We start from the raw sequence: 26,283 nt of genomic DNA, 5'->3' as shown, positions 1-26,283 counted from the left end.
TGCGTCGAGAAGGGGTCACGTCCGTGCAGAAGATGATCGAATCGTTGTTGGTCGCGAATCGGGGGGAGATCGCGCGGCGGATCATCCGTACCGGCAGGCGGCTCGGGATCCGGACGATCGCCGTCCACTCGGAGGCCGACGGCGGGCTGCCGTTCGTGACCGAGGCGGACGAGGCGGTCTGTGTCGGCCCGGCGAACCCGGCGCAGAGCTACCGCAACGTGGAGGCGATCCTCGACGCCGCCCGTAGCACCGGCGCGCAGGCGATCCACCCCGGCTACGGCTTCCTGTCCGAGAACGCGGACTTCGCCCGTACCGTCGAAGGGGCCGGCCTGATCTGGGTCGGGCCCGGCGCGGACGCGATCAGCGCGATGGGCGACAAGATCAACGCTCGGAACCTGATGGCGGCGGCCGGGGTCCCGGTCGCGCCCGGCACCACCGAACCGGCGACCGACCTGGCCGCGGCGGTGGCCGCCGCGGAGATCGGCTACCCGGTGATGGTCAAGGCCGCCGCCGGTGGCGGCGGCATGGGCATGGGCGTGGCCGCCGACGAGACGGCGCTGCGCACCGAGTACGACAAGGTCCGTGCGTTCGCCGAGCGGATGTTCGGCGACGGGTCGGTGCTGATCGAGCGGTACTTCCCCCGGGTGCGCCACGTCGAGGTGCAGATCCTCGGCCTGGCCGACGGCCGGGTGGTGGCGCTCGGCGAGCGGGAGTGCTCGGTGCAGCGGCGCAACCAGAAGCTGGTCGAGGAGTCGCCGTCCCCGGCGGTCTCGCCCGAGTTGCGCGAGCGGTTCCTGGCCGCGGCGGTACGGGCGGGCGAGGCGGTGGGCTACCGCAACGCCGGCACCGTCGAGTGCTTGCTGGTCCCGCGTCAGCGGGATCTCAAGGACGGCAGCCCCCTCTCCGAAGAATTTTTCTTCCTGGAGATGAACACGCGGCTTCAGGTCGAGCACCCGGTCACCGAGTACGTCTACGGCGTCGACCTGGTCGAGGAGCAGTTGCGGGTGGCGTCCGGCCTGGCGCCGACGTTCGACCCGGACGCGCTCACCCCGCGCGGCCACGCCATCGAGCTGCGGATCAACGCCGAGGACCCGAAGCGGTTCCTGCCCGGCCCGGGCGCGATCACCACCTGGAACGAGCCGGCCGGCACCGGCGTACGTGTCGACTCCGGCTACGTCGCCGGCAACACCGTCACGCCGTTCTACGACAGCCTGATGGCCAAGCTGATCGTCAGTGGCGCTACCCGCGAGGAGGCGGTCGAGCGGGCCCGGGCGGCGGTCGCCCAGTTCGAGATCGCCGGCCCGAAGTGCAACCTGCCGTTCTTCGCCGAGCTGCTGGAGAACCCGGAGTTCCTCTCCGGCGACTACGACACCGGCATCGTCTCCCGGATGCGCTGACGCCATCTCGGTGTCACGCTCGACTGAAGTGAGGTGAACCTGATGGCGCAACTTCCGGACTCCGTCAGCATCCGTGAGGTCGGCCCCCGCGACGGCCTCCAGAACGAGGAGCCCATTCCCACCGACGCCAAGGTGCGGCTGCTCGACGCGTTGTCCCGCACCGGCGTGCGGCGCATCGAGGCCGTCTCCTTCGTCCACCCGAAGGCGATCCCGCAGATGGCCGACGCCGACGAGGTGTGGCAGCGGGCGGAGAAGGCCGACGGCGTGCGTTACTCCGCGCTGGTGCCGAACACCCGTGGCGCGCAGCGGGCGCTGGCGGCCGGCTTCACCGAGATCGAGGTGGTGGTCTCGGCCAGCGACACGCACAACCGCCGCAACGTGAACCGCTCCACCGACGAGTCGCTCGACGACATCGCCGAGCTGATCGACCTGCTGCACGGCGCGGGCGCCACCGCCGAGGTGATCGTGGCGACCAGCTTCGGCTGCCCCTACGAGGGCGACGTGGACCCCCGCCGGGTCGCCGCGATCGTCGACCGCGTCGCCCGCGACGGCGCGGACCGCGTCGCCTTCGGCGACACCACCGGCATGGGTACGCCCCGGCGCGTCCGCGAACTGGTCACGGCGGTCCGGGACCGTAACGCCCACCTGCCGGTGCTGCTGCACTTCCACAACACCCGGGGTACCGCGCTGGCGAACATGCTCACCGCGATGGAGTTGGGCGTCACCGAGTTCGACGCCAGCGTCGGCGGCCTGGGCGGCTGCCCGTACGCCCCGGGTGCCAGCGGCAACCTGGCCACCGAGGAGGCGGTGCACATGCTGCACGACATGGGCATCGACACCGGCATCGACCTGGACGCCCTGATCGAGGCCGCCGAGCTGGCCGAGGCCCTGGTGGGCAAGCAGCTCCCGTCCGGAGTCCTCCGAGCCGGTCCTCGCTCCCGCCTGACCCCCCTCCCCACCTGACCCCGACCCTGCCCCTGCCTCTCGTTGATCAAGGAGTTCGCGTCCTCCGGGAGCCCGGATGAGGACACGAACTCCTTGATCACGGGGGAACGTCGGGGGCGTGGCAGGGTCGCCGGGAGCCGGGCCGGTGGGGTAGCCTAACGATCGTTCAGGTCGGTGGCGCCCTGCGCGGGCGGTGGCAACGGGGAGTCGGCGTGACGCTCGACGGTGAGGCTCTGGAGCAGCTACGCAAGCGCGCCCGCGCCGGCGGCGCGGACAAGTACCACGCGGCAAACGCCGCCAAGGGCAAGCTGTTCGCCCGCGAGCGTGTGGCCTACCTGGTCGACGAGGGCTCCTTCGTCGAGGACGGGCTCTACGCGAACGCCATGGTCGACGGGCTGCCCGCCGACGGCGTGGTCACCGGCACCGCCACCATCGACGGCCGCCAGGTCTGCCTTATGGCGAACGACTCCACGGTCAAGGCCGGCAGCTGGGGCGCGCGTACCGTCGAGAAGATCATCCGGATCATCGAGCGGGCGTACGCGACCGGCGTCCCGATGGTCTACCTGGTCGACTCGGCCGGTGCCCGGATCACCGACCAGGTCGACCTGTTCCCGGGCCGGCGCGGCGCCGGCAAGATCTTCTGGAACCAGGTCCGCGCCTCCGGCTCGATCCCGCAGGTGTGCGCGCTGTTCGGGCCGAGCGCGGCCGGCGGGGCGTACATCCCGGCGTTCTGCGACGTGGTGGCCATGGTGGACGGCAACGCCAGCATGTACCTCGGCTCCGACCGGATGGTCGAGATGGTCACCGGTGAGAAGACCACGCTGGAGGCGATGGGCGGCGCGAAGGTGCACTGCGCCGAGTCCGGCGTCGGTCACTTCCTCTGCAAGACCGAGAACGACGCGCTCGACGTGGTGCGGACCTACCTGTCGTACCTGCCGTCGAACTGGAAGCAGGACCCGCCCGCCGCCGAGGCGGTGGCCGCGCCGGAGAAGGCCGACCTGGCCGCGCTGGTGCCGGCCAGCGAGCGGCAGGCGTTCGACATGCGCCGGTACGTCAAGGGCCTGCTCGACTCCGGCAGCTTCTTCGAGATCCAGGCGCTGTGGGCCAAGGAGCTGACCATCGGGTTCGGCCGGCTCAACGGCGAGGTCGTCGGCGTGGTCGGCAACAACTCGATGTTCAAGGGCGGCGTGCTCTTCGTCGACTCGGCCGACAAGGCGACCCGGTTCGTGCAGCTCTGCGACGCGTTCAACGTGCCGCTGCTGTTCCTGTCCGACGTGCCCGGCTTCATGGTCGGCAGCGCGGTGGAGAAGCAGGGCATCATCCGGCACGGCGCGAAGATGATCACGGCGATCTCCGAGGCGACCGTACCCAAGATCTGTGTGGTGGTCCGCAAGGCGTACGGCGCGGGTCTCTACGCGATGGCCGGTCCCGGCTTCGAGCCGGACGCCACTATCGCGCTGCCCACCGCGAAGATCGCGGTGATGGGCGCGGAGGCCGCCGTCAACGCGGTCTACGCCAACAAGATCGCCGCCATCTCCGACGAGGCCGAGCGGGCCGCCTTCGTGGCCGCGAAGCGCGAGGAGTACGAGCGCGACATCGACGTGGTCCGCCTCGCCAGCGAGCTGGTGGTGGACGCGATCGTCGAGCCGCACGAGCTGCGCGCCGAGCTGGTACGCCGGTTCGCCGCCGCGCGCGGCAAGGAGCGGCACTTCTCCCGGCGCCGCCACGGCGTCACCCCCGTCTGACCCGGCAAGGAAGGGCCCCCTCTTAACGCCTGGTGCATGTAAAGGGGCCCCTCCTAACGCTTCAGCCGCTCCCGGCGTCACGAGCGCCCGGCGGCCCGCCCTTTCCAGGAGGATCGACATGGACTTCCGGCTCGACGAGGAGCAGCAGGCGCTGCGGGAGAGCGTCCGGGAATTCGCCCGCGAGGTGGTCGCGCCCACCATCGCCGAGCACTACGAGCGGCACACCTTCCCGTACGAGATCGTCCGTCAGATGGGGAAGATGGGCCTGTTCGGGCTGCCCTTCGCGGAGGAGCACGGCGGCATGGGCGGCGACTACTTCGCGCTCTGCCTGGCGCTGGAGGAGCTGGCCCGGGTGGACTCCAGCGTGGCGATCACGCTGGAGGCGGCGGTGTCGCTCGGCGCGATGCCGATCTACCGGTTCGGCACCGAGGAGCAGAAGGCACAGTGGTTGCCGAGGCTGCTCAGCGGTGAGGCGCTGGCCGGGTTCGGGCTCACCGAGCCGGGCACCGGCTCGGACGCGGGCGGCACCCGGACGCGCGCGGTCCTGGACGGCGACGAGTGGGTCATAAACGGCTCGAAGGCGTTCATCACCAACTCCGGCACCGACATCACCGCGCTGGTCACCGTCACCGCCGTCACCGGTACGCGGCCCGACGGCGGCAAGGAGCTGTCCACGATCATCGTGCCGTCGGGTACGCCCGGCTTCACCGTCGCGCCCGGCTACTCGAAGGTCGGCTGGAACGCCTCGGACACCCACGAGCTGACGTTCGACGACTGCCGGGTGCCGGCGGCCAACCTGCTCGGCGAGCGCGGCCGGGGCTTCGCCCAGTTCCTGCGCATCCTGGACGAGGGCCGGATCGCCATCGCGGCGCTCGCCGTCGGCCTGGCCCAGGGCTGCGTCGACGAGTCGATCAAGTACGCCAAGGAGCGCCAGGCGTTCGGTCAGCCGATCGGCAACTACCAGGCCATCCAGTTCAAGATCGCGGACATGGAGATGAAGGCGCACACGGCCCGGCTGGCCTACTACGACGCGGCGGCCCGGATGCTCGCCGGTGAGCCGTTCAAGCGCCAGGCGGCCATCGCCAAGCTGCACGCCAGCACCGTGGCGGTGGACAACGCCCGCGAGGCGACGCAGATCCACGGCGGGTACGGCTTCATGAACGAGTACCCGGTGGCCCGCTTCTGGCGCGACTCCAAGATCCTGGAGATCGGTGAGGGCACCAGCGAGGTGCAGCGCATGATCATCGCGCGCGACCTCGGCATGTGACATTCACCCGCGTCCTCGTCCTGTCGGATAACGGCGGTGGACGGTCGGGTGGTTGACGATGGGCTGTGGAGCGTCGGAGTCCATCCGTACTCTTCGTGCCCATGACTCCGGATCATGACCGTGCGCGGGGCCCGGGCGGTCGCGCCGGTCTGTCCGAACTGTTACGCGGGCACCGGCTCGCCGTCGGCCTGACCCAGGCCGAGCTGGCGGACCGGGCCGGCGTCGGCGTACGGACGGTCCGCGATCTGGAACGGGGCCGCGCCACCCGGCCGCAGCGCACCACAGTCGACCTGCTGGCCGACGCGCTCGGTCTGACCGGTGAGCGGCGGCGGGAGTTCGTGGACACCGCCCGGCCCGCGGCGTCCCGCCCACCCGCCACCGGTGCCTCGGACGATCCGCCGGTCGCGCTGCCCCAACCCGTACCCCTGCTGGGACGCGAGCGGGACGCGGCGGAGGTGTCCGGCCTGCTCGACGCGTACCCGGTGGTGAGCCTGGTGGGGCTCGCCGGGGTGGGCAAGACCGCGCTGGCCGTCTCGGTCGCGCACGCGGTGGCGGCCCGGCATCCGGCGGGCGTGGCCGGAGTGCTCGTGGGCGAGGGCTCGGACACCGCCGACGTGCTCGCCGCGTCGACCTCGATGTTCGGCGTGAACCGGCTGGCCGACCTCGCCTGCCGGATCGGCGACCGGCCGGCGTTGCTGGTCGTCGACGCGGTGGACCGGGCGCCGGCTGCGGTGGCCGGGGCACTGCGCGCGCTGACCGCCGCCGCGCCGACGCTGCGGGTGCTGGCGACCGGCCGCCGCCCGGTCGGCCTGCCCGGCGAGCTGGTCCGGCCGGTCGCGCCGCTCGACGTGCCGCCGACCGGCGTGGATCCCGAGTACGCCACCGACCTGGACCGCTGGCCGGCGGCGGCGCTGTTCGCCGCCCGGCTCGCCCAGGTCCGCCGGGAACCACCCACAGCCGCCGAGCTGCCGGCGCTCGCCGCGCTCGTGCGCCGGCTCGGCGGACTGCCGCTGGCCATCGAGCTGATGGCGGCACGGGGACGCATCCTCGACGTCATCGAGCTGCTCGACCGCTACGGCGACCGCGTCCTGGACCTGACCGGCGTGCGCCCCGGCTGGGAGCCCGCCGGCCCGTCCACCGGCACGGTGACGCTGCGCGACGCGGTGGCGACCAGCTATCACCTGCTCGCGTCCGCCGACCGGGCGGCGCTGCGGCGGCTGTCCGCGTTCCGTAACCGCTGGTCGGTCGAGCTGGCCGAGGAACTGCTCGCCGACGGCGGCCGGCGGTGGGACGCCGCGCCCATGCTGGACCGGCTGCGCGAGCTGGGCCTGCTGAGCGTCCGGGGCGCCGGCCGGTTCCGGTTCCGTCTGCTGGACGCCGTCCGTGACTTCGCCGCCGAGCAGGCCGACGTCGAGGGTGAGACCCACCGCATCCGGTCGCGCCACGCCTCGGTGATCGCCGGTCTGGTCAACCGCACCGCGCCGGGGCTGGTGGGCCCACGGATGGCCGGCGCGGTGCACGTCCTCGACGAGGCGACGAGCGACATCACCGCCGCGCTGGCGTACGCCGCGGAGCACGCGCCGGAGACGGCTCTCCTGCTCGCCGCCTCACTGCCGCGATGGTGGCGGCTGCGCGGGCGGGACGTCGCCGGCCGGCAGCGGCTGCGCGGGCTGCTCGCCGATCCGCGTACCGCTGACGCCCGGCCCACGCTGCGGGCCTGGGCCATGCTCGGCGCGGCCCGGCTCGCAGTCGAGCACGGCGCGGGCGCGGAGGAACTGGCCGCGACCCGGGCCGCCCTGGTCATCTTCACCGAGGCGGGCGACGTGACCGGCGAGCTGTCCGCCCGGTCGGTGCTCTGCGCGCTCCTGCCCCGGCTCGGCGCGCACGACGAGGCCCGCGCGCAGGCCGAGGCCGCGCTGGCGGCGGCCACCCGGCACCACCGGGTACGCGAGATGGCTGTGGCCCAGGCGCACCTCACCTGGCACGACGTACGCGAAGCGAGGCTGGCCGGCGCCCGGCGGCGGCTGGCCACCGTGGACCGCCTGGCGGCGCAGTGCGGTGACCAGCGCCTGCGGGTGCTGGCGCGGGCCGATCAGGCCGAGCTGACCCGCCTGGAGGGCCGGTACGCCGAGGCGGTCGAGCAGGGGCGCCGGGTGGCTACCGCGCTCGCGGAGCTGGGCGATCCCGGGCGGCGGCGCCGGACGATCGGCGCGGTCGGGTTGGCCCTGGCCCATGCCGGGCGCGCGGACGAGGCGCTGGCCACCGTGGCCGAGCTGTGGCCGTCGGGCGCGGTGCCGGACCGCCGCCGGCCACCGGCGGTGGAGACACTCGACGCGCCCGGCTCGGCCGGGGACGCCCGCACCGGCGACGCGCTGCGCGGGTTGATCGAGGGACATGTGGCGTTGCGCCGGGGGGATCGGGAGCTGGCGGCGGAGTGGTTCGCCGCGGCGGCCGACGCGGCCGAGGGCGTCGCCGACCGGCGGGATCTGGTCGAGGCGCTCGTGGGGCTGGCGGTCAGCACCGCCGACCCTGGTGTGCTTGACCGGTTGGACGCGGCGCGGCGGGTCACCGGCGTGAGCCTGCTGCCGCAGGAGGAGGAGTTGCTGTTCTCCCTGATGGCCCGCCGGGGGCGATGAGCGCCGCCGGCGTGGGGCGGTGGAGGGCGCGGGGGTGGCACGAGCGAAGTAGCCCCCTGGTGCTGCCCCTCGCTCCACGCTCGCGCCAGCACCCCCCGGTGCCCCCCGCGCTGCGGGAAGACTATCGAGGTCTGACCGCCGATTCGCGATACCTTGTGCTGCTTTGTCCGTCCGCTCGGCTGATTCTGCCGGTCATTCTGCCGGTGACCGGCGGGTAGCCGTCGAACGGCCGCAGGCGGTCAGGCGACGTCCTGGGCGAGCTCGGTGCTGCCGGCGGTGGCGCCCGGATGGACGGCGTCGCGTACCCGGCGCAGCCCGTCCAGCAGCCCGTCGAGCTGCTCCGGATCGAGCTGGCTGGTGAACCACTGCTCGATGATCCGCAGATGGCCGGGAAGGACGGCGTCCAGCCGGCTCAGCCCCGCGGCGGTCACCACCGCGAAGGAGCTGCGCCGGTCCGACGGGCAGGCCCGTCGGCGGATCAGCCCGTCCCGTTCCATCCGGTCCACCACGCGGGTGACACCGCTGGTGGAGAGCGAGGTCTGTGCGGCCAGGTCGGTCATCCGCAACTGGTTGTTTGGTGAGCGGGCGAGTCGGGTCAGCACCTCGAACTCGACCGGTGAGAGGCCGTGCTCCTCGAACTGGGCGGCGAACCGGGCGGCGAGCCCGGCGTGCGCCTCGACGAGCAGGCCGACGGCAGTGATCCGGGGGTCGTCGAACACGTTCTGGTCCACGCCACCATCCTAGCAACACTTGACACAGGGAATATTGTCTAGACTATAGTTGCTTAGTCAGTCGTTGGGCACCTAAACATTCTTCTCCGGAGGAGAGCATCATGACCAGCAGCACCGAGGCGACTACCCGCGACTGGGAAGGTCTCACCATCCCCACCCCCGGCACCTACGTGCTGGACGCCGCGCACAAGCGCGTCGGCTTCGTCGCGCGGCACATGATGGTCAGCAAGGTACGCGGTGAGTTCGCGGACGCCACCGCCACCATCACCGTCGCCGACGACCCGATGCAGTCCTCGGTCACCGCCAGCATCCAGGCGGCCAGCATCAACACCGCCCAGGCGGACCGTGACGCGCACCTGCGCAGCCCGGAGTTCCTCGACGCCGAGCAGTACCCGACGCTCGAGTTCCGCAGCACCGCTGTGAAGTCCCGCGAGGGCAACGAGTTCGTGCTCGCCGGCGAGCTGACCATCAAGGGCGTGACCCGCCAGGTCGAGCTGGAGGTGGAGTTCGAGGGCGTCGGCCGCAGCCCCTTCGGGCAGGACATCTTCGGCTTCTCCGCCTCCACCGAGATCGACCGGGAGGACTTCGGTCTGACCTGGAACGTGGCGCTGGAGACCGGCGGCGTCCTGGTCGGCCGCAAGATCAAGATCGAGATCGAGGGCGAGGCCATCCGCCAGGGCTGAGCCCGGCACCGGCCCGTGGGGCCCGCACCGTCCGCCGACGGTGCGGGCCCTTCCCGCGTACGCCCCGGCGGTGCGAATCGTCACGTGAAGTTCTCCGGACGGATGTGCTGGTGACGGCGTTGACGGGGTACAGGTGCAGACCTGTCGCCCGTCCAGCAGGACGACGGCACGGGCGCACTTACGCCCATCACGCGAATGGTTCACAATGCGTTGCGGAACGGTACGGTTCCGTCGCACCGGCGCCGGGAGGACACATGGGCAGAGACGTCGAGCAGGGCGCCTTCTCCCGCGAGGATCGGGTCCGCTACCGGCAGAAGGTGCGGCGGTGCCTGGACGTCTTCGCGCTGATGCTCGACGACTTCGGCTTCGACGCCGACCGCCCGATGACCGGGCTGGAGATCGAGCTGAACCTCATCGACGCCGCCGCCGAACCGGCCATGCGCAACGACCAGATCCTGGCCGACATCGCCGACCCGCTGTTCCAGACGGAGCTGGGACAGTTCAACCTCGAACTGAACGCCTCGCCCCGGCTGATCGAGGGCAGTGGCTTCGCCGACTACGAGCAGGACCTGCGCAGCAGCCTCAGCCGCGCCGACGAGCGGGCCGCCAAGTCCGACGCGACGATCATGATGGTCGGCATCCTCCCCACGCTGACCGAGCGCCACCTGGTCGCCGACAACCTCTCCACGAACGAGCGGTACCACGTCCTCAACGACCAGATCGTCGGCGCCCGGGGCGAGGACATCGAGCTGGACATCAACGGCGTCGAGCGGCTGCGTACGCACACCGACTCGATCGCGCCGGAGGCCGCCTGCACCAGTCTCCAGTTCCACCTCCAGGTCGCGCCGGACAGCTTCGCCGACTACTGGAACGCGTCCCAGGCCATCGCCGGCGTGCAGGTCGCCGTCGGCGCCAACTCGCCGTTCCTCTACGGCCGGCAGCTCTGGGCGGAAACCCGGATCGCGCTGTTCCAGCAGGCCACCGACACCCGCCCGGACGAGCTGAAGGCCCAGGGCGTACGCCCCCGGGTGTGGTTCGGCGAGCGCTGGATCACCTCGATCTTCGACCTGTTCGAGGAGAACGTCCGTTACTTCCCCCCGCTGCTGCCCATCTGCGAGGAGGAGGACCCGGTCGAGGTGCTGCACGCCGGTGGCGTGCCCCAGCTCGGTGAGCTGAGACTGCACAACGGCACCGTCTACCGCTGGAACCGCCCGGTGTACGACATCATGAACGACCGCCCGCACCTGCGGGTGGAGAACCGGGTGCTGCCCGCCGGGCCGACAGTTGTCGACATGCTCGCCAACGCGGCGTTCTACTTCGGGCTGGCCCGGGGCCTCGCCGAGTCGGACCGTCCGATCTGGAGCCAGTTGACGTTCAGCTCGGCGGAGGAGAACTTCCACGCCGCCGCCCGGCGCGGCATCGAGGCGGTCCTGCACTGGCCCCGGCTCGGCGACGTGCCGGTCACCAAGCTCGTCCTGGACACGCTGCTCCCGGTGGCCGCCGAAGGGCTGGACCGGTTCGGTGTCGCCCCGGCCGAGCGGGACCGCCTGCTCGGCGTGATCGAGGGCCGCTGCCGTACCGGCCGCAACGGTGCGGTCTGGCAGACCGAGACGGTGTGGACGGCCGAGCGGCACCGGGGCCTGGACCGGGAGGCCGCGCTGCACCACATGGTCAAGCGGTACGCCGAACTCCAGCGCGGCAACGAGCCCGTCCACACCTGGCCGGTCGACTGACTGCCCCCGCCCCGCCGCGCGTCCCCCGCAGCCCGCGATGTTGCACTTGCGGCCCTCGTGGTGCCCGATTCGCGCAGTTGACGAGGGCCGAAACTGCAAGATCGCCGGGAGTGGTGGGGGTGACGTCGGTGCGGCTGGGATCGGTGGAGATCTTGGTAGAAGAGCGCCCTATGGGGGCCGTTTATACCAAGATCTCGGCGGGCGGGGACTGGGTGCGTCGATCTTGGACTTGTGACGCCTCGAACCTCCCGAATGCGAGGTCTGTGAGGTGCCACAACTCCAAGATCGCGGTGAGGGTCAACGGCCCCGGCGGCGGGGGGTTCCGGTGGCAGGGGGTGGGTCGGTCGGGCCGGGTGAGGCCGACGGGGACGGGTCGGTCGGGTCCGGCTCGTCGGTGGACGGTTCGTCGCGTGACCGGGTGGGGCCGAGCGGTGTCTCGGGTTGCCGTTGCGGCGGGACGGCTTGGCTGCGGCGGCCGGTGCTGGTGGACCGGGTCACGCGACCCCGCTCCGACTCGGTCCGGGCGGACGTCACGTCCGGTCCGTCCTGCGCCGCCGCATCCCGGCTCGGAACGGGCGACGGGTCGGGTGCCGGCCCGGCCGCCTCGTCCGAGGGCGGCGACGTCGACCGGTCCGACGTCAACGTGGCCGACGTTGAGCGGTCCGGTGCCGACCTGGCCGACGCCAATGCCGACCTGTCCGACGGCGCGTCCGGCGCGGCCGGGTCCGCGGCGACCGGCTCGGCCTCCGCGCTGATCGGGTCCGGCTCGCCGGTGCGCTGGCGGGGCACGGCCGTCCGCTCGGTGCCACGACGCTCGGAGCGCTGGGCCAGCGCGGCCATCACCATCGAGCCGCCGACACCGGCGATCACCGCGTACGGTGCGATCAGATGGGCCGACAACTGCTCCGCGGCGATCCCGGCCAGGCGCGGTACGGCAAGCAGGTACGCCAGCGCGACGAGCAGTGGTCCGGCCGCCCCGGAGGCCGCCGCGCCGACCCGGATCTCCGGCGCGCGGGCGGCTCGCCGCGCCGCCACGAGGCCGATCACCAGGGCGGAGAGCACCGACAGCAGCGCACCGGGCCAGTAGAAGTAGTCGCGGATCCAGAACGCGCCACGGTCCGCGCTGATCTGCCAGATGCCGAGCTGGGCGGTGGTCAGGCCACGGCCGGCCACCACACCGTCCACCACGGACACCACGGCGAGCAGCCAGAGCCAGCCGGTGGTGGCGATCAGGTTGGTGGCGGCGGCACGGGTGTGCAGTGCCCAGACGGCCAGCAGCACGCCGAGCACCAGCCCGGCGCCCGCGTACGCGGCGGCGACGGCCTGCGGCGAGGAGACGTCCGGCACCCGGGCCGCCCGCGCCGGAACCGCCACCAGCAGTACGGTGACGAGCGCGCCGGCACCCGCGGCGAGCGCCAGGCCGAGCCGGGGCAGCGCGCCCTGGGGCTCCTCGTCGTGGCCGCGCAGGCGCTGGGCGCAGACCGCACCGACGATGACCGAGGTCGCCGCGATCCAGGTCGCCCACGCGAGGCTCGCCACCCACGCCGCCTCGTCCCGTACCGCACCGGCCGGCGACCAGTCGATGATGCCCAGCCCGTACCCGAAACCGAGCTGCGCGGCGCCCGCGCCGGCGGCGACGCCGAGCGCGGCGGCTGTCGATCCTCCCCAGCCCCGTCTGACCATGCCGGGGAGCGTAACGTCCCGAGGTCGGCGCGGCGAGTCGTAGCGACGGACCGTGACCGCTTGGCGGCAACGGATACGGTCGTCGATGATCGGGCGGGGGAACATGACGGACGAGCGGCAACCGGCAGACGACGGCACCCGGCCGGGGCGGCCCAGGCTGCTCCTCGGCGGTGGCCTGGCCGTGGTCCTGCTGGCGGTGATCGGCGCCAGCGTCGGGTGGATCCTGGCCGGCGAACCGGAGCGCCAGGCCGCGCCCGGCACCACACCACCGGTCGGTGCCACGCCCACGTCGGCCTCAGCGTCGCCGACCGCCACCGCCTCGCCCACCGGTACGCGCACGAGCGCACCGGCCGGGCTCACGGTGCCCGAGGTGGTGGGTGCCGACTTCGCGCAGGCCCGCCGGGACCTGCGCGAGCGCCGGCTCGGCTGGCGACTGGTCTTCGGTACGGGCACCGGACGCACGGTGGAGCGCGCCTCACCGGCGCCCGGCACCCCGGTGAAGCGCGGCATCACCGTCACCGTGTGGGTCTCCGGCCCGGCGCCGGCTGTCGCCGTGCCCGACGTGGGCGCGCTGTCCTGCTCCGACGCCGCAGACGATCTGGTGGACGCCGGGCTCTATCCCCGGTACGCCACCGGCCGCGAGGGTCCGGTCACGGCCCAGGATCCGGTGGCGGGCGGTGCCGCCCGGTGGAACGAGCAGGTCACGCTCACCTGCGGCGGCACGGCGTCCACGTCGCCGACGGCGTCCCCGTCGCCGACTCCCTGACGAGCGTGGCGCGCTGATCCCGGCCGGGCGGGCCGGGGCCCGCTACGGTGGACGATCGAGGGCCGTGCGCCCCGTCCCGGTGGGGAAAGGACGTGCCATGAGCGACGACCGTCAGGAACCACCCGCCGGTGACGCGGACGCGACCCGGGCGTTTCCCCGGAACGCGGCGGGGGAGGACGCCGACGCGACCCGGGCGTTGCCCCGGGATGCGGGCGATGCCACCCGCCCGCTGCCCCGGGACGCGGGCGACGCCACCCGCCCGCTGCCCCGGGACGCGGGCGACGCCACCCGCCCGCTGCCCGGCGGCCCGGCCGGACCGGGCGGGCCACCGGCGCCGGGCCGTCCGCTCGACGCCACCACTCCGCAGGAACCGGTGGGTGCCTGGTCCGGCCGGGCCGGGGTGCCGCCACCACGGCCGGCGGGCTATCCCGAGCCCGGGAGCGAGTGGTACGCCGAGGAACAGGCCGGGCGCCGCTGGTGGATGCCGATCCTGCTCGGCGTCCTGGCGCTGCTGCTGCTCGCGTTGATCGGGGTGGGGGTGTGGCTGGCGTTGCGCGCCGCCGACCGGGACTCCGATCCGGGGCCGCCGCTGCCGAGCCCTCCGGCGCAGACGAGCGCCGCCCCGACGACCGCCGCCCCGACGAGTGCCGCGCCGAGCAGTTCACCGCCGAGCACGCCGGCCACCACCGCGCCGGTCGAGGTGCCGATGCCGCCGCTCGTGGGGCTGCCGGAGGCCGCCGCCCGCGCGGCGCTCGATCGGCTGGACGTGGACTACCGGGTGCAGCGGCGGGCGTCGGACCGCCCGGCCGGCACGGTGATCGCCACCGATCCGGAAGCCGGTTACCCGGTGGGTGAGGACGATCGGGTCACCATCGTGGTGGCCGTACCCGCTCCGCCGACGAGCGGCCCGAGCACGCCGGGCTCCGCTCCGGCGACGACCACGACGCCCTGACGTCCACGGCGCCGAGGCTCGGCGCGGTCACCACTGGCGTCTGCGGGTGCCGACCAGGCCCAGCCCGGCCAGCGAGATGGCGAGCCCGAGCAGCCCGGAGTAGAACAGCGACCGGCTGAGGTCGTCGGTGCCGGCGGCCGGCCGCTCGGCCAGCGTGCCCTCGCCGCCTCCGGTGCCCGCCGGTGGATCGTCCTCGTCCTGCGAGGTGTCGGTGGCGGCCCAGCCGTCCGGGTCGTCGGCCGCGTCGGAACCGGCCGTGTCGGACTCTGTCCGGGCGCCCTCACCGGCAACGGTGATCTCCGGGGCCGGCACCGGCTCGGCGAGCTGCTGGGTGGCGGAGAAGGCGGGGTGGCGTACCGCGAGCGCTAGTGCTGTCGCGGTGACGAGGAAGAGGAAGAGCCCGAGGGCATAGCCGACACGGGAGCGGTGATGCCGCCGCGCGGCGGGCAGATTGACCATGACCATCCCAGGTTCGGGGTCCATGGCGCGCGGGGTGGAACGTGCCGGGGTGGGCGTACCGATTCTATGGCGACGGCACGCCCTCCCGGCCGGGAATCGTCAGGTCAGCCGACCCGGACCGGAGTCCGGACCACCGGGCGGCGGGCCGTCCGCACGGTGTGCTGACGCGGAGCCGGCGCGGCCTGAAGCTGCCGCAACCCCTCCCCGAGTACGAAGATCGACCGCCGGCTGACCGCGTCCCCCGCCGCGTTCAGCTCGTAGCCTTCGAGCCAGAGCCAACCGTCGTAGGTCGGCCAGTCGAGCACCCGGATGACCCGGAACATGATCGGTCTGAGGAACTGGACACTCGCCGCGCGAGTCACGTGCAGTACGTCACCGGAGCGGGGAAGCACATGGGCTCCTGGGAGGGTCGGCCGGCCGGGACCGGCGAGGCGGATCGGGTCGGTGCGGTCCGGTGACGGGGGTCTGCCTCGTGGACCGGCGGTCTGTGGGTCGGTGGTGGTCGGGCCGTACCCGCGGTGGCGGACCGCCACCCGACCATCACCCGGCTGCTCCCGGTTACCGCTCCCGTCGCCGCAGCCAAGCTGGCGTGCAGCGACGGGGTCTTCATTCCGGGGCAGGTCGCACGGCGCGGGACGGCCCCCCTCCGGCTGTCCCGCGGACCGTGGTGCCACCACGCCCGGAGATCAAGCGAAGACGGTGAGTAACCCGTGCCATACGGACAGCCTGCATCAGGGGCGTGCGACATGCAAGTTGCACGTAGAGTTTTGCCGATAGGTGAGTCGGACACGCAATCGGCGATACTTGAAGCGTCAGGTACCAGAACGGCACACTGGACGCCGGTTTCGCCCGTCGCGGCCGGTCGACGACCGGCACCACCCCTGCCGCGAACGTTCGCCCGCCGCCCCCGGTCGCGCCCGCGGTGGGTGCCGAACCGGGGCGCGACCGACCGGAGGTAGCCGGGTGACTGTGAATCGTGGTCCCGCCAGCCGATATATGGCGCCGTGACGGAACGGCGTAGCCCCACCATCCGGCGACGGCGGCTGGGTGCGGAACTCCGCCGGCAGCGGGAGGCGGCGGGCATCACCATAGAGGTGGTCGCCGAGCAGCTGGAGTGCTCCGCGTCCAAGATCTCCCGGATCGAGACCGGCCACACCACCGCGACCCCGCGCGACGTGCGCGACATGCTCCGGATCTACGGCATCGTCGGCGCGGAGAGCGACGAGCTGGTGCAGATCGCCCGGGAGGCCCGGCAGAAGGGCTGGTGGCATCCGTACAGCACGGTGCTCGTCGGCGCGTACGTCGGCCTGGAGGCCGCGGCCGGCTCGATCCGCACGTACGAGCAGCAGGTGGTGCCGGGGCTGCTGGAGACCGAGGAGTACGCCAGCGCGATGATCCGCGCGGCCCGGCCGGACATCACCGACGATCAGGTCGACCAACGGGTGCGTGTCCGTCTGGGCCGTCAGTCGTTGTTGACGCAGGACGATCCGGTCGATCTGTGGGTGGTGCTCGATGAGGCGGTGCTGAGCCGGCCGGTTGGCGGCGACGCGGTGATGCGTGGTCAGCTCAAGCGGTTGGTGGAGGTGGCCGAACTGCCGAACGTGACGGTGCAGGTCCTGCCCTTCGAGGTGGGAGCGCACGCCGGCATGGACGGGACCTTCACCATTCTCAGTTTCCCCGAGCCGAGTGATCCCGATGTCGTGTACGCGGAGAACGCCACGGGTGGGCTCTTCCTGGAGAAGAGCGACGAACTTCAGAAGTACAGCTTCATCTTCGATCACATTCGAGCAGCGGCCATGCGCCCGGAGGAGTCCGTCGCACACATCGCGAGACTGGCAGAGGAGCCACTGTGGAAATGGCGACCAAGGAGTTCCCCGTGGACCTGACGCAGGCGACGTGGTTCAAGAGCTCGAAGAGCGGGCCGAACTGCGACAACTGCGTCGAGGTCGCGTACGTGACCGGGGCGGTCGGAGTGCGGGACTCGAAGGACAAGGCCGGCCCGGCCCTGGTCTTCGCCCCGGGTGACTGGCACGCCTTCGTCGCCCGCGCGCGCAACGGCGCGTTCAGCCGGAGCTGACCGGCACCGAAGTGTGGTCCCGCCCGGCAGCGCCGCCGGGCGGGACCATTCGCGTTCGCGGGCCCGCGCGGTGGCGGGCACCCGTCGCCAGTTCCGATCCGCCTCGTTGAACCGCACAGATCGGCAACCGAACGAGGCAGGCGAGACGGATGACGACGATCGGTTCAGAGAACCTCACCAGCGGCCCGGGCAAGCCGGAGCGGTTCGGTGGCAAGTACCGGGGGGCCCGCCGGGACACCGTCCTCACCGAGGTGGTCTCCGGCGACGGCGACGACGCGCGCGAGGGTGGCGTCCCGGAGCAGGCCGCGGCGCCGCTGTCCCTGCCGTCGCTGGACCCGAACCCGCTCACCGAGCCGTCCTTTCCACCGAGCGGCTGGCCGGTCGAGCAGCAGGAGTCCCTGGTGGACCACCCGCTGCTGCGCGGCCTGCTGATGGAGCTGCCCCCGAAGGGCAGCGTGCCCCCGCCCGGCTGGCTGGACCGCTGGTTCGAGGCGACCCGCGCGATCCTGGAACTGCTATACGTGCAGGGCGCGAGCCGGTCGCGCTGACACCCTCTCGGCGGCCGGCATCGCCCGCTCGGCGAGCCGGTTGTGCCGCAGCGCGTGGCGTACCCCGATCGCGCAGACGCCCAGCACTCCGACGGTGATCACCGGTCCGGCGACGCCCGGCGCGGCGAACAGGTCGATCCCGACCGACGGCAGCACCGCCACCAGCACCGCGATCGCCGTCGCCTGGAGCGGCAGCGCGATCAGCGGGTGCGCCGCCGCCGCGCGCAGCCCGTGCGGGGCGGGCGTGCCCGGAGCCGCCGCGAACGCGCCCGCGCCGGACCGCAGCCGCCGGACCCGCCGTACCGTGCAGACCGCCACCACGGCCGCCGGCAGCGCCGCGACCCCGAGCGCGGCGGCGGCCCGGTCGACAGTGGTGCCGTCGGCGCGTTGCAGGCCCGCGGCGAGGACCGCCGCGGTGAGCGCGAGGCCGGTCAGCACCAGGGCGGACAACCATCCGGTACGCCGGCGCAGCGCCCGGGCGCGGTCGAGCCCGGGCAGCCCCTCCGCGACCAGTCCGGCGGCGAGCCAGACGGCGGCGACGGGAAGCAGCACGGCGAGACGGTCATCCATGCCCCCTAGCCTTGCCCGTTCCGGCGCTCGCCGAATCCGGGACGGCACCCCGGTTCGTCCCGTACCCGGGCCCGTAGGGGTCGGGGGCTCAGACGTCGAACGTGGTGGGACGCCCGGTGGCCGGCGCCGGCGGGGTGGCCTTCCACAGCCCGGTCTTCTGGGCGGCGAGCCGGGCCAGGTAGGCCGGGTTGAGGATGACGTACCGGCGCCACAGGCGCTTGGGCTCCAGACCGAGCCGCCAGAACCACTCCAGTCCGGCGCGCTGCATCCACGGTGGCGGGTTGCGCAGCAGGCCGGCGTGGTAGTCGAAGGCCGCGCCGACAGCCATCAGCGGCATGTCCAGCAACGGGCGCATGGCGTACGCGAAGACCTCCTGGCGCGGGCAGCCCAGCCCGACCAGGACGAGGCGGGCGCCGCTGGCCCGGATCCGGTCGGCGATCTCGGCGTCCTCGCCCGGTGCGACGGCCCGGAACTTGGACGGCTCCACCCCGGCGATCTTCAGCGCGGGGAACTTGCGCTCCAGCGCCGGCACCAGCCGGGACAGCGTCTCCTCGGTGGAGCCGTAGAGGTAGACCGGCAGCCCTTCCTCGGCGAACCGGGCGAGCACCCGCAGGGTCAGCTCCGGGCCGTAGACGCGGTCGGTGAGCCCGGCGCCGTGCAGCAGGTTGAGCGCCCAGCGCACCGGCTGCCCGTCCGGGGTGACCACGTCGAAGGAGTTGAGCCGGGCGTTGTGCGCCGGGTCGAGCACGCCTGTCATCACGCCGTGCACGGCCAGCGCGGTGAGCGCCAGCGGGCGGCGCTCGTGCGCGGCGGCCACCACCGCCTCGGTGGCCCGGGCGTAGTCGGTCGCGTCGACGCCCACGCCGAGCACGTTGCGCTTGGTCCCGGTGGTCATGCCTTCGGTACCCACTTGTCGGCGTTCGCCTCGTAGATCTCGCGGAGGATCATCGGCACGTCGTACGTGATCTTCCAGGACGGGTAGTGCTCCTCGAACCGGGCCATGCTGCTGACGTACCACTGGTGGTCGCCGGTGCGGGCCTGCTCGACGTAGTTGATCCGGGCCTCGCGGCCGGTGATCTCCTGGGCGACCCGGAACGCCTCGATGTGCGAGGTGTTCGAGTGCCGGCCGCCACCGAGGTTGTAGACCTGGGCCGAGCGCGGTTCGCGGAAGAACGCCTCGAACGCGGTCAGCACGTCGTGCGAGTGGATCGCGTCCCGGACCATCTTCCCCTTGTAACCGAAGAGGTTGTACGTCCGGCCCTCCATCACGCAGCGCATCAGGTACGCCAGGAAGCCGTGCAGCTCGGCGGCGGAGTGCGCCGGGCCGGTCAGCGTGCCGCCCCGGAAGCAGGCGGTCTTCATGTCGAAGTAGCGGCCGTACTCCTGGACCATCACGTCGGCGGCGACCTTCGAGGCGCCGAAGATCGAGTGCAGCGACTCGTCGATCGACATGTCCTCGGTGATGCCGTCGTACCAGCGGTGGTCCTCGGGCAGCTCGTAACGCGTGTCCAGTTCGATCAGCGGGAGCGAGTTGGGCCGGTCGCCGTAAACCTTGTTGGTGGAACAGTGGATGAACGGCGCCTCGATCGCGTGCCGCCGGGTGTTCTCCAGCACGTTGAGCGTGCCGCCGGCGTTCACGTCGAAGTCGGTGAACGGCTCCTTGGCGGCCCAGTCGTGGCTCGGCTGGGCCGCGCTGTGGATCACCACGGCGATGTCCTTGCCGTACCGCTTGAAGACCTGCTCCAGCCCGTCGCGGTCGCGGATGTCGACGGCGTGGTGGGTGTACGCGGAGCCGAGGTCGGCGGCGAGCCGGTCGAGGCTCCAGGCTGTGGAGCCGTCCTCGCCGAAGAAGTACCGCCGCATGTCGTTGTCGATGCCGACCACGTCGAGACCCAGTCCGGCGAAGTGCCGGGCCGCCTCGGAGCCGATCAGACCGCCGGAACCGGTCACCAACGCGACAGTCACACGCCACTCCTGGTCCGTGGGAGGCAGGGAAACCATCGGAGCATAGCGTGACGTCCGGAACGCCCCGATACGAAGCAAGGGCCCCGCTGTATGCGGAGCCCTTGTCCTGGTGGGGATGGGGGGAGTTGAACCCCCACGTCCTTTCGGACACACGGACCTGAACCGTGCGCGTCTGCCATTCCGCCACATCCCCGTGGCACGACCCGGAACACCATATCGCATCCCGCGCCCGCCATCTGCGGCGGGTGCCGGGACATATTACGCTGTCCACTGGCCACGCCACGAACGATCACCGCTCGTGGCGGGCGAAACTTTAGCACGTCCGCGGGCCTGGTCACGAACGGGCCGACGGCAGCCGGCCGAGCGGCGTGTGAGCTGCGGAGGCGGTGTCCGGATACCATCATTGCCTCGGGACCCGAGGAGGAGCCGGTGAGCGTGCTGCAACGCTTCGAGAAGCGTCTGGAAGGCCTGGTCGAGGGGGCCTTCGCCAAGGTCTTCAAAGGGGTGGTCCACCCCGTGGAGATCCTCAACGCCATGCAGCGGGAGGCCGAGGCGCACAAGGCGATCCTGGCCGGTGGGCGCACCCTTGTGCCCAACCGCTACGTGATCGATCTCTCGCCCTACGACCACAGTCGGCTGGCGCCGTACGCTGCCGCGCTGGCCCAGGAGCTGGCCCAGTCGCAGGCCGAGTTCATCGGCGAGCAGGCGTGGACGGTCTACGGCGACGTGATCGTCGAGGTCGAACGCGGTGAGGGCCTGGACACCGGCATGTTCCGGGTCACCGCCGAGGTCTACACGGGCGGGGACGTCGCCCCCGTCTCGGCGCCCGGCGGCTACGACGCCGGCCCGGCCTACCCGGCGTACGACCAGGGTGGCGGCTACGGCCCCCCGCCCGGTCACGGCGGTGGTCGCAACGTCCGCCTGGTCTCCGGCGACGGCCGCACCTACCCGCTCCAGATGGGCTCGACCGTGATCGGCCGCGGCGACCAGGCCAACCTGCGCCTGCCCGACGTCGGCATCTCCCGGCGCCACGCCCGGCTCGACTTCGACGGCGGCCAGGTGGTGCTGACCGACCTGGGCTCCACGAACGGCACCATGGTCAACGGCCAGCGGGTGTCGGCGGTCGCCCTCAACCCCGGCGACATGATCCAGCTCGGCACCACGACGCTGACCTTCCGCGTGGACGGCTGATCCGCGTTGCCGGAGCTCGTCATCACCGTCGCCCGGTTCGGGTTCCTCATCCTGCTGTGGATCTTCGTGTTCACGGTCGTCGGTGTGATCCGCCGGGACCTCTTCGCCGGTGCCCGGTCGGGCAAGCTGGTGGCCGCGCCGCGGGGGATCGGCGCGTCGACCGGGCAGCCGGGGAAGCCGGCCAAGGCCAAGCGCGGCCGGGCCGCCCACCAGTTGGTGGTCACCGCCGGTCAGCTCGCCGGCACCCGGATCACGCTCGGAGAGGCCCAGATCACCATCGGCCGGGCGGAGGACTCGACCCTGGTGATCACCGACGACTACGCCTCGGCGCGACACGCCCGGCTGGTGCCCCGTGACGGGCAGTGGTACGTCGAGGACCTCGGATCGACTAACGGCACCTATCTCGATCGCGCTAAGGTCACCGGACCAACCCCCGTCCCCCTCGGCGTGCCGATCCGGATCGGCCGCACTTCCCTCGAATTACGGCCATGACTCTGACCCTGCGCTACGCGGCCCACAGCGACCGCGGTCTGATCCGAGACGGTAACCAGGATTCCGTCTACGCCGGACCGCGGCTGCTCGCCGTGGCCGACGGCATGGGCGGCATGGCCGCCGGTGACGTCGCCAGCAACATCGTCATCGGTGCCATGGCGCCGCTCGACGAGGACGTCCCCGGGGATGCCCTCGTCGACGCGCTCCGCTCCGCCGTGGGCACCGCCAACCAGCAGCTCCGCGACACCGTGGACGCCAACCCGCAGCTGGAGGGGATGGGCACGACGCTCACCGCGACCCTCTTCTCCGGCAGCAAGCTCGGCATGGTCCACATCGGTGACTCCCGGGCCTATCTCCTGCGCAACGGCGAGTTCGCGCAGATCACCAAGGACGACACGTACGTCCAGATGCTCGTCGACGAGGGCCGGATCAGCGCGGAGGAGGCGAGCAGCCACCCCCAGCGCTCGCTGCTCACCCGGGCGCTCGACGGCCGCGACATCGACCCGGAGTACAGCGTCCGCCAGGTGCTGCCCGGTGACCGCTACCTGATCTGCTCCGACGGGCTCTCCGGCGTGGTCAGCGCGGAGACCATCGCGGACACCATGCGGGAGTACCCCGACCCGCAGCGGTGCGTGGAACGCCTGGTGCAGCTCGCGCTGCGCGGCGGCGGCCCGGACAACATCACCGTGATCATCGCTGACGCCACCGACCAGGACATCGTCGAGGCGTCCCCGATCGTCGGCGGTGCCGCCGCCCGCGACCGGGGCATGGCGACCTCGGCCGACGACTCCACCCCGGCGGCCCGCGCCTCGGCGTTGTCCGCACCCCGGCCGCCCGCGCCCGAGGAACCGGTGGACAACCGCGACGACGAGCCCGAGCGGCGTCGCCGCCGGCCGCTGCGCACCGTCGCGATGGTGCTGGCGCTCGCGGTGATCGTCGGCGGCGCGGCGTTGGGCGGCTGGACGTACACCCAGCGGCAGTACTACGTCGGCGCCACCGACGACGGCCAGCTCGCGGTCTTCCGCGGGGTGCCCGGGCAGATCGCCGGGCTGGACCTGTCGGACGTGCACGCGCGCAGCGACGCCCGGCTCGACGACCTGACCCTGGCCGCCCAGGAGCGGGTGAAGCAGGGCATCCAGGCCCGCGACGAGCCGGACGCGGAGCGTCGGCTGGCGGAGCTGACCAGCGAGGACCCGGCGAACCCGAACCTCAAGCCGCTCTGTCCGCCCGACCCGTCGCCCGGCCTGACCAGCCCGAGCACGGCGGCGACGCCGAACGCGCTGACCCCGCAGCTCAGCGGCAGCCCCGTACCCTCCGCGCCGCCCGCCGGCACGCCGACGTCGACCATCACGCCCGACGCCGTACCCTCCGACACCGTTCCGCCGGCCGACCCGGCGGGTTGCCGGTCGCCGGAGTGAGTGCCGGCTCGATCCCGAGGACGTATCCGTGACCGCAGCCGCCGTACCGGCCGCCTCGCCCGCTTCGACGGGCGGGGAGTCCGGCGACCGCCTGGCCCGGTCGCGGCGTAACGCCGAACTGTCCCTGCTCCTGCTCGCCATGGTGCTCGTGGCGGCGTACGCGGCGATGGTCGAGGCGAAGGCGCTGGACACGATCACGCCCGACTTCTGGATCCCGGCCGCCGCGCTGGGGCTGGTCTTCCTCGGCCTGCACCTGGTGATCCGCTGGCTCGCGCCGTACGCCGATCCGGCGCTGCTGCCGGCGGTGGCCCTGCTCAACGGCATCGGCGTGGGCTTCCTGCGCCGGTACGACCTGGCCAAGGCCACCCCCGCGGAGCGGGAGGACCTGGCCATCTTCGCCGGCACCGGCGGCCGGCAGCTCGCCTGGACGCTGGCCGCCGTGGTGCTCGCCGCCGGGCTGCTGGCGATCCTGCGCGACCACCGTTCGCTGTCCCGGTACGCGTACACGCTGGGCCTGGCCGGCATCGTGCTGGTGATGATCCCGGCGGTGCTGCCGAGCCGGTTCTCCGAGATCAACGGCGCCAAGCTGTGGATCAAGTTCGGCGGGTTCTCCATCCAGCCCGGCGAGTTCGCCAAGCTGGCCCTGCTCACGTTCTTCGCGTACTACCTGGTGCGCAAGCGCGAGGTGCTCTCGCTCGCCAGCCGGCGGGTGCTCGGCATCGACTTCCCGCGCGGGCGTGACCTCGGCCCGGTGCTCGTGGTCTGGCTGGTCAGCCTCCTGGTCCTGATCTTCGAGAAGGACCTGGGCACGTCGCTGCTCTACTTCGGCATGTTCGTGGTGACGCTCTACATCGCCACCGAGCGGGTCAGCTGGCTGCTCATCGGCCTGATCCTGTTCTTCGGCGGCGCCTACCTGGCGTACGTGCTGGGCAGCACCGTGGGCGGCCCGTTCGCCAACTTCTACGACCGGGCGCAGATCTGGCTGGACCCGTTCGCCGAGCCGTACGACAGGGGCTACCAGCTGGTGCAGGGCCTGCTGACGCTCGGCACCGGCGGCCTGTTCGGGGCCGGCCCGGGCGGGGGCCAGCCGGCGCTGCTGCCCGAGGTGCAGACGGACTTCATCTTCGCCGGCATCGGTGAGGAGATCGGCCTGTTCGGTCTCTCCGCGCTGCTGGTGATCTACCTGCTGATCGTGGAGCGGGGCCTGCGGGCCGCGCTCGCGGTGCGGGACTCGTTCGGCAAGCTGCTCGCCGGTGGTCTGGCGTTCACGCTGGGCCTCCAGGTCTTCGTGATCGTCGGCGGCATCAGCAAGCTCATCCCGCTGACCGGTCAGACCACCCCGTTCCTGTCCGCCGGTGGCTCCTCGCTGATGGCGAACTGGCTGCTCATCGCCGTGCTGCTGCGGGTGTCCGACGGTGCCCGCCGTCCGGTGACCGGTGGCGGCGGTCCGGCAGCCCGGCCGGCCGGCGGTCCGCCCGAGCAGTTGCACGGCGCCCCGACGGAGGTGATCCGGCCGTGAACGCCCCCCTGCGCCGCGTCGGCGTGGTCGTGATGGTCCTGTTCGGGCTGCTGTTCGCGAACCTGAACTGGATCCAGGCCTACAAGGCCGACGAGTACCGCAACAGCGACTACAACGGCCGGGTCCAGGTCGCCGAGTACGACCGCAAGCGCGGCAACATCGAGGTCGGCGGCACCGCGTACGCGCTCAGCAAGGAGACCGGCGGTGAGCTGAAGTACCAGCGCACCTACCCGGGCGGTGAGATGTACGCGCACGTGCTCGGCTGGAAGCCGGTGAACGGCAGCGCGAGCGGCATCGAGCGGGTGGAGAACGACTTCCTGGCCGGCACCAGCGACGCGCTCATCGCCAGCCGGATCAAGGACATGTTCACCGGGGACGAGACCGGTGGCGGCAACGTGCTGCTGACGCTCTCCAAGCGGGCCCAGGAGACGGCGTACAAGCAACTGAACGACAACCAGGTCGGCGCGAAGAAGGGCGCGGCCATCGCGATCGACCCGCGTACCGGCGCGGTGCAGGCGCTGGTGTCCATGCCGAGCTTCGACCCGAACCCGCTGGCCAGCCACAACAGCACCGAGGCGGACCGGGCGTACAACACGCTGGAGAAGGACAAGGACCGGCCGCTGGCGAACCGGGCGCTGTCCGAGACGCTGCCGCCGGGCTCCACCTTCAAGATCATCATGGCGGCGGCGGCGCTGGAGAACGGCGTCGGGCAGCAGACCCGCATCCCGGCCGGTTCCAGCTACACCGCGCCCGGCGCCGGCCAGCCGATCCGCAACGCCGCGCCGTCGATCTGCCCCGAGTCCCAGGTCACGCTGCGCGAGGCGGTCACCGAGTCCTGCAACACCGGCTTCGCCCAGCTCGGCGTCCGCCTCGGCGCGGACAAGGTCAAGGAGAAGGCCAAGCAGTTCGGCTTCGAGCAGGAGGACCTCAACGTCGGCCAGCTCGGCGAGGGCGGCCTGCCGGTGGCGGCCAGCCGCACCGGCGACATGCAGAACCCGGACGGCAGCACCGACCCGGCGGCGCTGGCGCAGTCGTCGATCGGCCAGAACAACGTGCGGATGACGCCGCTGCAGGGCGCGCTGATCGCCGCCGCGGTGGCCAACAAGGACGGCAAGCAGATGCGTCCCTACCTGGTCAAGCAGCTGCTCGGGCCGGACCGCACCACCGTCTACGACGCCGCCCAGCCGCGCGAGCTGCGCCGCCCGATCAGCGGCCAGGTCGCCGCCGACCTGCGCGACATGATGCAGAACGTGGTGAAGGAGGGCACCGGCCGCCGGGCCGCCGTCGACGGCTTCGTGGTGGGCGGCAAGACCGGTACCGCCGAGTCCGGCCCGAACACCCCGGACCACGGCTGGTTCATCGGCTTCGCGCTGGACAAGGACGGCACGCCGCTCTCCGCGGTCTGCGTCGAGCTGGAGCAGGCGGGCAGCGGCGGCAGCGCCGAGGCGGCCCGCATCGCCGGCCGGATCATGGCGGCGGCCATCGCGGACTCCGGGAGGCGCTGAC

General features: G+C 72.4%; 24 protein-coding genes and 1 tRNA gene. 17 read left to right on the top strand and 8 right to left on the bottom strand.

Going from position 1 to position 26,283, the window contains the following annotated elements; all coding sequences use genetic code 11:
• Positions 1-32 precede the first annotated feature (32 nt).
• The 5 genes from AB0B20_RS06320 to AB0B20_RS06300 all read left to right on the top strand — a co-directional run bounded on the left by AB0B20_RS06320 (position 33) and on the right by AB0B20_RS06300 (position 7,990).
• On the top strand, positions 33-1,397 hold the full coding sequence (locus AB0B20_RS06320; RefSeq protein WP_357468687.1) for a biotin carboxylase N-terminal domain-containing protein: 1,365 nt from the start codon (positions 33-35) through the stop codon (positions 1,395-1,397).
• 42 nt (positions 1,398-1,439) lie between these two features.
• Positions 1,440-2,360 (top strand): hydroxymethylglutaryl-CoA lyase, encoded by a 921-nt coding sequence (locus tag AB0B20_RS06315; protein WP_357468582.1) that lies wholly within the window; start codon positions 1,440-1,442, stop codon positions 2,358-2,360.
• 194 nt (positions 2,361-2,554) lie between these two features.
• Positions 2,555-4,087, top strand: coding sequence for an acyl-CoA carboxylase subunit beta (locus AB0B20_RS06310; RefSeq protein ID WP_357468579.1), 1,533 nt, complete (start codon positions 2,555-2,557; stop codon positions 4,085-4,087).
• Positions 4,088-4,205: 118 nt separating this feature from the next.
• Positions 4,206-5,354: an acyl-CoA dehydrogenase family protein gene (locus tag AB0B20_RS06305; RefSeq protein WP_357382250.1), complete on the top strand. Its 1,149-nt coding sequence runs from the start codon at positions 4,206-4,208 to the stop codon at positions 5,352-5,354.
• Between the two features lie 101 nt (positions 5,355-5,455).
• Positions 5,456-7,990 (top strand): helix-turn-helix domain-containing protein, encoded by a 2,535-nt coding sequence (locus AB0B20_RS06300; RefSeq protein WP_357468574.1) that lies wholly within the window; start codon positions 5,456-5,458, stop codon positions 7,988-7,990.
• Positions 7,991-8,229: 239 nt separating this feature from the next.
• Here AB0B20_RS06300 and AB0B20_RS06295 read toward each other — a convergent pair whose 3' ends face one another.
• Positions 8,230-8,721 (bottom strand): MarR family transcriptional regulator, encoded by a 492-nt coding sequence (locus AB0B20_RS06295; protein WP_357382254.1) that lies wholly within the window; start codon positions 8,719-8,721, stop codon positions 8,230-8,232.
• A 101-nt stretch (positions 8,722-8,822) separates the two neighbouring features.
• Here AB0B20_RS06295 and AB0B20_RS06290 point away from each other — a divergent pair, with 101 nt between their 5' ends.
• On the top strand, positions 8,823-9,404 hold the full coding sequence (locus tag AB0B20_RS06290; RefSeq protein ID WP_357382256.1) for a YceI family protein: 582 nt from the start codon (positions 8,823-8,825) through the stop codon (positions 9,402-9,404).
• Between the two features lie 254 nt (positions 9,405-9,658).
• The gene (locus tag AB0B20_RS06285; protein WP_357382258.1) at positions 9,659-11,137 is read left to right on the top strand and encodes a glutamate--cysteine ligase; all 1,479 of its coding nucleotides are present in this window, start codon (positions 9,659-9,661) and stop codon (positions 11,135-11,137) included.
• A gap of 297 nt (positions 11,138-11,434) precedes the next feature.
• On the opposite strand, the gene AB0B20_RS06280 is transcribed toward AB0B20_RS06285, so the two are convergent.
• A complete protein-coding gene (locus tag AB0B20_RS06280; protein ID WP_357468570.1) occupies positions 11,435-12,820 on the bottom strand; it encodes a hypothetical protein in 1,386 nt (461 codons plus the stop codon).
• 103 nt (positions 12,821-12,923) lie between these two features.
• On the opposite strand from AB0B20_RS06280, the gene AB0B20_RS06275 reads away from it, so the two are divergent.
• Positions 12,924-13,586, top strand: a complete 663-nt coding sequence (locus AB0B20_RS06275) for a PASTA domain-containing protein (protein WP_357468567.1) — start codon at positions 12,924-12,926, stop codon at positions 13,584-13,586.
• A gap of 97 nt (positions 13,587-13,683) precedes the next feature.
• Positions 13,684-14,538 carry a PASTA domain-containing protein gene (locus AB0B20_RS06270; protein WP_357468564.1) on the top strand — a complete coding sequence of 285 codons (855 nt, stop codon included), beginning with the start codon at positions 13,684-13,686 and terminating at the stop codon, positions 14,536-14,538.
• Between the two features lie 27 nt (positions 14,539-14,565).
• Here AB0B20_RS06270 and AB0B20_RS06265 read toward each other — a convergent pair whose 3' ends face one another.
• On the bottom strand, positions 14,566-15,003 hold the full coding sequence (locus AB0B20_RS06265; RefSeq protein WP_357468684.1) for a hypothetical protein: 438 nt from the start codon (positions 15,001-15,003) through the stop codon (positions 14,566-14,568).
• 98 nt (positions 15,004-15,101) lie between these two features.
• A complete protein-coding gene (locus AB0B20_RS06260) occupies positions 15,102-15,389 on the bottom strand; it encodes a hypothetical protein (RefSeq protein WP_357382268.1) in 288 nt (95 codons plus the stop codon).
• Between the two features lie 612 nt (positions 15,390-16,001).
• On the opposite strand from AB0B20_RS06260, the gene AB0B20_RS06255 reads away from it, so the two are divergent.
• The 3 genes from AB0B20_RS06255 (at position 16,002) to AB0B20_RS06245 (ending at position 17,622) form a co-directional block, all read left to right on the top strand.
• On the top strand, positions 16,002-16,883 hold the full coding sequence (locus AB0B20_RS06255) for a helix-turn-helix transcriptional regulator (RefSeq protein ID WP_357468561.1): 882 nt from the start codon (positions 16,002-16,004) through the stop codon (positions 16,881-16,883).
• Positions 16,853-17,074, top strand: a complete 222-nt coding sequence (locus AB0B20_RS06250; RefSeq protein WP_357382271.1) for a DUF397 domain-containing protein — start codon at positions 16,853-16,855, stop codon at positions 17,072-17,074. Before AB0B20_RS06255 ends, AB0B20_RS06250 begins: the two co-directional genes overlap by 31 nt.
• Positions 17,075-17,223: 149 nt before the next feature.
• Positions 17,224-17,622, top strand: coding sequence for a hypothetical protein (locus tag AB0B20_RS06245; protein WP_262012857.1), 399 nt, complete (start codon positions 17,224-17,226; stop codon positions 17,620-17,622).
• Here the strand turns inward: AB0B20_RS06245 and AB0B20_RS06240 are convergent.
• The 4 genes from AB0B20_RS06240 to AB0B20_RS06225 form a co-directional block, all read right to left on the bottom strand.
• Positions 17,590-18,192, bottom strand: coding sequence for a hypothetical protein (locus AB0B20_RS06240; protein WP_357468557.1), 603 nt, complete (start codon positions 18,190-18,192; stop codon positions 17,590-17,592). The two genes, AB0B20_RS06245 and AB0B20_RS06240, sit on opposite strands and share 33 nt — an antisense overlap.
• Positions 18,193-18,280: 88 nt before the next feature.
• Positions 18,281-19,087, bottom strand: coding sequence for a WecB/TagA/CpsF family glycosyltransferase (locus AB0B20_RS06235; RefSeq protein WP_357382277.1), 807 nt, complete (start codon positions 19,085-19,087; stop codon positions 18,281-18,283).
• Positions 19,084-20,193, bottom strand: coding sequence for an NAD-dependent epimerase/dehydratase family protein (locus AB0B20_RS06230; protein WP_357382279.1), 1,110 nt, complete (start codon positions 20,191-20,193; stop codon positions 19,084-19,086). Before AB0B20_RS06230 ends, AB0B20_RS06235 begins: the two co-directional genes overlap by 4 nt.
• Before the next feature lie 71 nt (positions 20,194-20,264).
• Positions 20,265-20,350: transfer RNA gene (locus AB0B20_RS06225), tRNA-Leu, on the bottom strand.
• 209 nt (positions 20,351-20,559) lie between these two features.
• On the opposite strand from AB0B20_RS06225, the gene AB0B20_RS06220 reads away from it, so the two are divergent.
• The 5 genes from AB0B20_RS06220 to AB0B20_RS06200 are packed head-to-tail and all read left to right on the top strand — an operon-like array spanning position 20,560 to position 26,282.
• A complete protein-coding gene (locus tag AB0B20_RS06220) occupies positions 20,560-21,348 on the top strand; it encodes a DUF3662 and FHA domain-containing protein (protein WP_026267912.1) in 789 nt (262 codons plus the stop codon).
• A gap of 6 nt (positions 21,349-21,354) precedes the next feature.
• The gene (locus tag AB0B20_RS06215; protein WP_128138039.1) at positions 21,355-21,840 is read left to right on the top strand and encodes an FHA domain-containing protein; all 486 of its coding nucleotides are present in this window, start codon (positions 21,355-21,357) and stop codon (positions 21,838-21,840) included.
• Positions 21,837-23,258, top strand: a complete 1,422-nt coding sequence (locus tag AB0B20_RS06210; RefSeq protein ID WP_357382282.1) for a protein phosphatase 2C domain-containing protein — start codon at positions 21,837-21,839, stop codon at positions 23,256-23,258. The genes AB0B20_RS06215 and AB0B20_RS06210 overlap by 4 nt, the downstream gene beginning before the upstream one ends.
• Before the next feature lie 28 nt (positions 23,259-23,286).
• Entirely contained in the window at positions 23,287-24,777 is a 1,491-nt protein-coding gene (locus AB0B20_RS06205; RefSeq protein WP_357382284.1) for an FtsW/RodA/SpoVE family cell cycle protein, read from the top strand.
• The gene (locus AB0B20_RS06200) at positions 24,774-26,282 is read left to right on the top strand and encodes a penicillin-binding transpeptidase domain-containing protein (protein ID WP_357382286.1); all 1,509 of its coding nucleotides are present in this window, start codon (positions 24,774-24,776) and stop codon (positions 26,280-26,282) included. Before AB0B20_RS06205 ends, AB0B20_RS06200 begins: the two co-directional genes overlap by 4 nt.
• Position 26,283: the final 1 nt, after the last annotated feature.

Origin of the sequence: Micromonospora sp. NPDC049151, from assembly GCF_040648395.1 — a bacterium.
In the GTDB taxonomy this organism is placed as follows: domain Bacteria; phylum Actinomycetota; class Actinomycetes; order Mycobacteriales; family Micromonosporaceae; genus Micromonospora.
The sequence above is the reverse complement of the archived record's forward strand: the minus strand, read 5'-3'. Positions and strand labels throughout refer to the sequence as shown.

Excerpts from the sequence above, each read along its gene's own strand:
- AB0B20_RS06240 (WP_357468557.1), bottom strand. The coding sequence starts at position 18,192 with ATGGATGACCGTCTCGCCGTGCTGCTTCCCGTCGCCGCCGTCTGGCTC.
- AB0B20_RS06250 (WP_357382271.1), top strand. The coding sequence starts at position 16,853 with ATGGCGACCAAGGAGTTCCCCGTGGACCTGACGCAGGCGACGTGGTTC.
- AB0B20_RS06290 (WP_357382256.1), top strand. The coding sequence starts at position 8,823 with ATGACCAGCAGCACCGAGGCGACTACCCGCGACTGGGAAGGTCTCACC.
- AB0B20_RS06270 (WP_357468564.1), top strand. The coding sequence starts at position 13,684 with ATGAGCGACGACCGTCAGGAACCACCCGCCGGTGACGCGGACGCGACC.
- AB0B20_RS06280 (WP_357468570.1), bottom strand. The coding sequence starts at position 12,820 with ATGGTCAGACGGGGCTGGGGAGGATCGACAGCCGCCGCGCTCGGCGTC.
- AB0B20_RS06275 (WP_357468567.1), top strand. The coding sequence starts at position 12,924 with ATGACGGACGAGCGGCAACCGGCAGACGACGGCACCCGGCCGGGGCGG.
- AB0B20_RS06235 (WP_357382277.1), bottom strand. The coding sequence starts at position 19,087 with ATGACCACCGGGACCAAGCGCAACGTGCTCGGCGTGGGCGTCGACGCG.
- AB0B20_RS06210 (WP_357382282.1), top strand. The coding sequence starts at position 21,837 with ATGACTCTGACCCTGCGCTACGCGGCCCACAGCGACCGCGGTCTGATC.
- AB0B20_RS06245 (WP_262012857.1), top strand. The coding sequence starts at position 17,224 with ATGACGACGATCGGTTCAGAGAACCTCACCAGCGGCCCGGGCAAGCCG.
- AB0B20_RS06315 (WP_357468582.1), top strand. The coding sequence starts at position 1,440 with ATGGCGCAACTTCCGGACTCCGTCAGCATCCGTGAGGTCGGCCCCCGC.
- AB0B20_RS06320 (WP_357468687.1), top strand. The coding sequence starts at position 33 with ATGATCGAATCGTTGTTGGTCGCGAATCGGGGGGAGATCGCGCGGCGG.
- AB0B20_RS06300 (WP_357468574.1), top strand. The coding sequence starts at position 5,456 with ATGACTCCGGATCATGACCGTGCGCGGGGCCCGGGCGGTCGCGCCGGT.
- AB0B20_RS06285 (WP_357382258.1), top strand. The coding sequence starts at position 9,659 with ATGGGCAGAGACGTCGAGCAGGGCGCCTTCTCCCGCGAGGATCGGGTC.
- AB0B20_RS06305 (WP_357382250.1), top strand. The coding sequence starts at position 4,206 with ATGGACTTCCGGCTCGACGAGGAGCAGCAGGCGCTGCGGGAGAGCGTC.
- AB0B20_RS06230 (WP_357382279.1), bottom strand. The coding sequence starts at position 20,193 with ATGGTTTCCCTGCCTCCCACGGACCAGGAGTGGCGTGTGACTGTCGCG.
- AB0B20_RS06265 (WP_357468684.1), bottom strand. The coding sequence starts at position 15,003 with ATGGTCATGGTCAATCTGCCCGCCGCGCGGCGGCATCACCGCTCCCGT.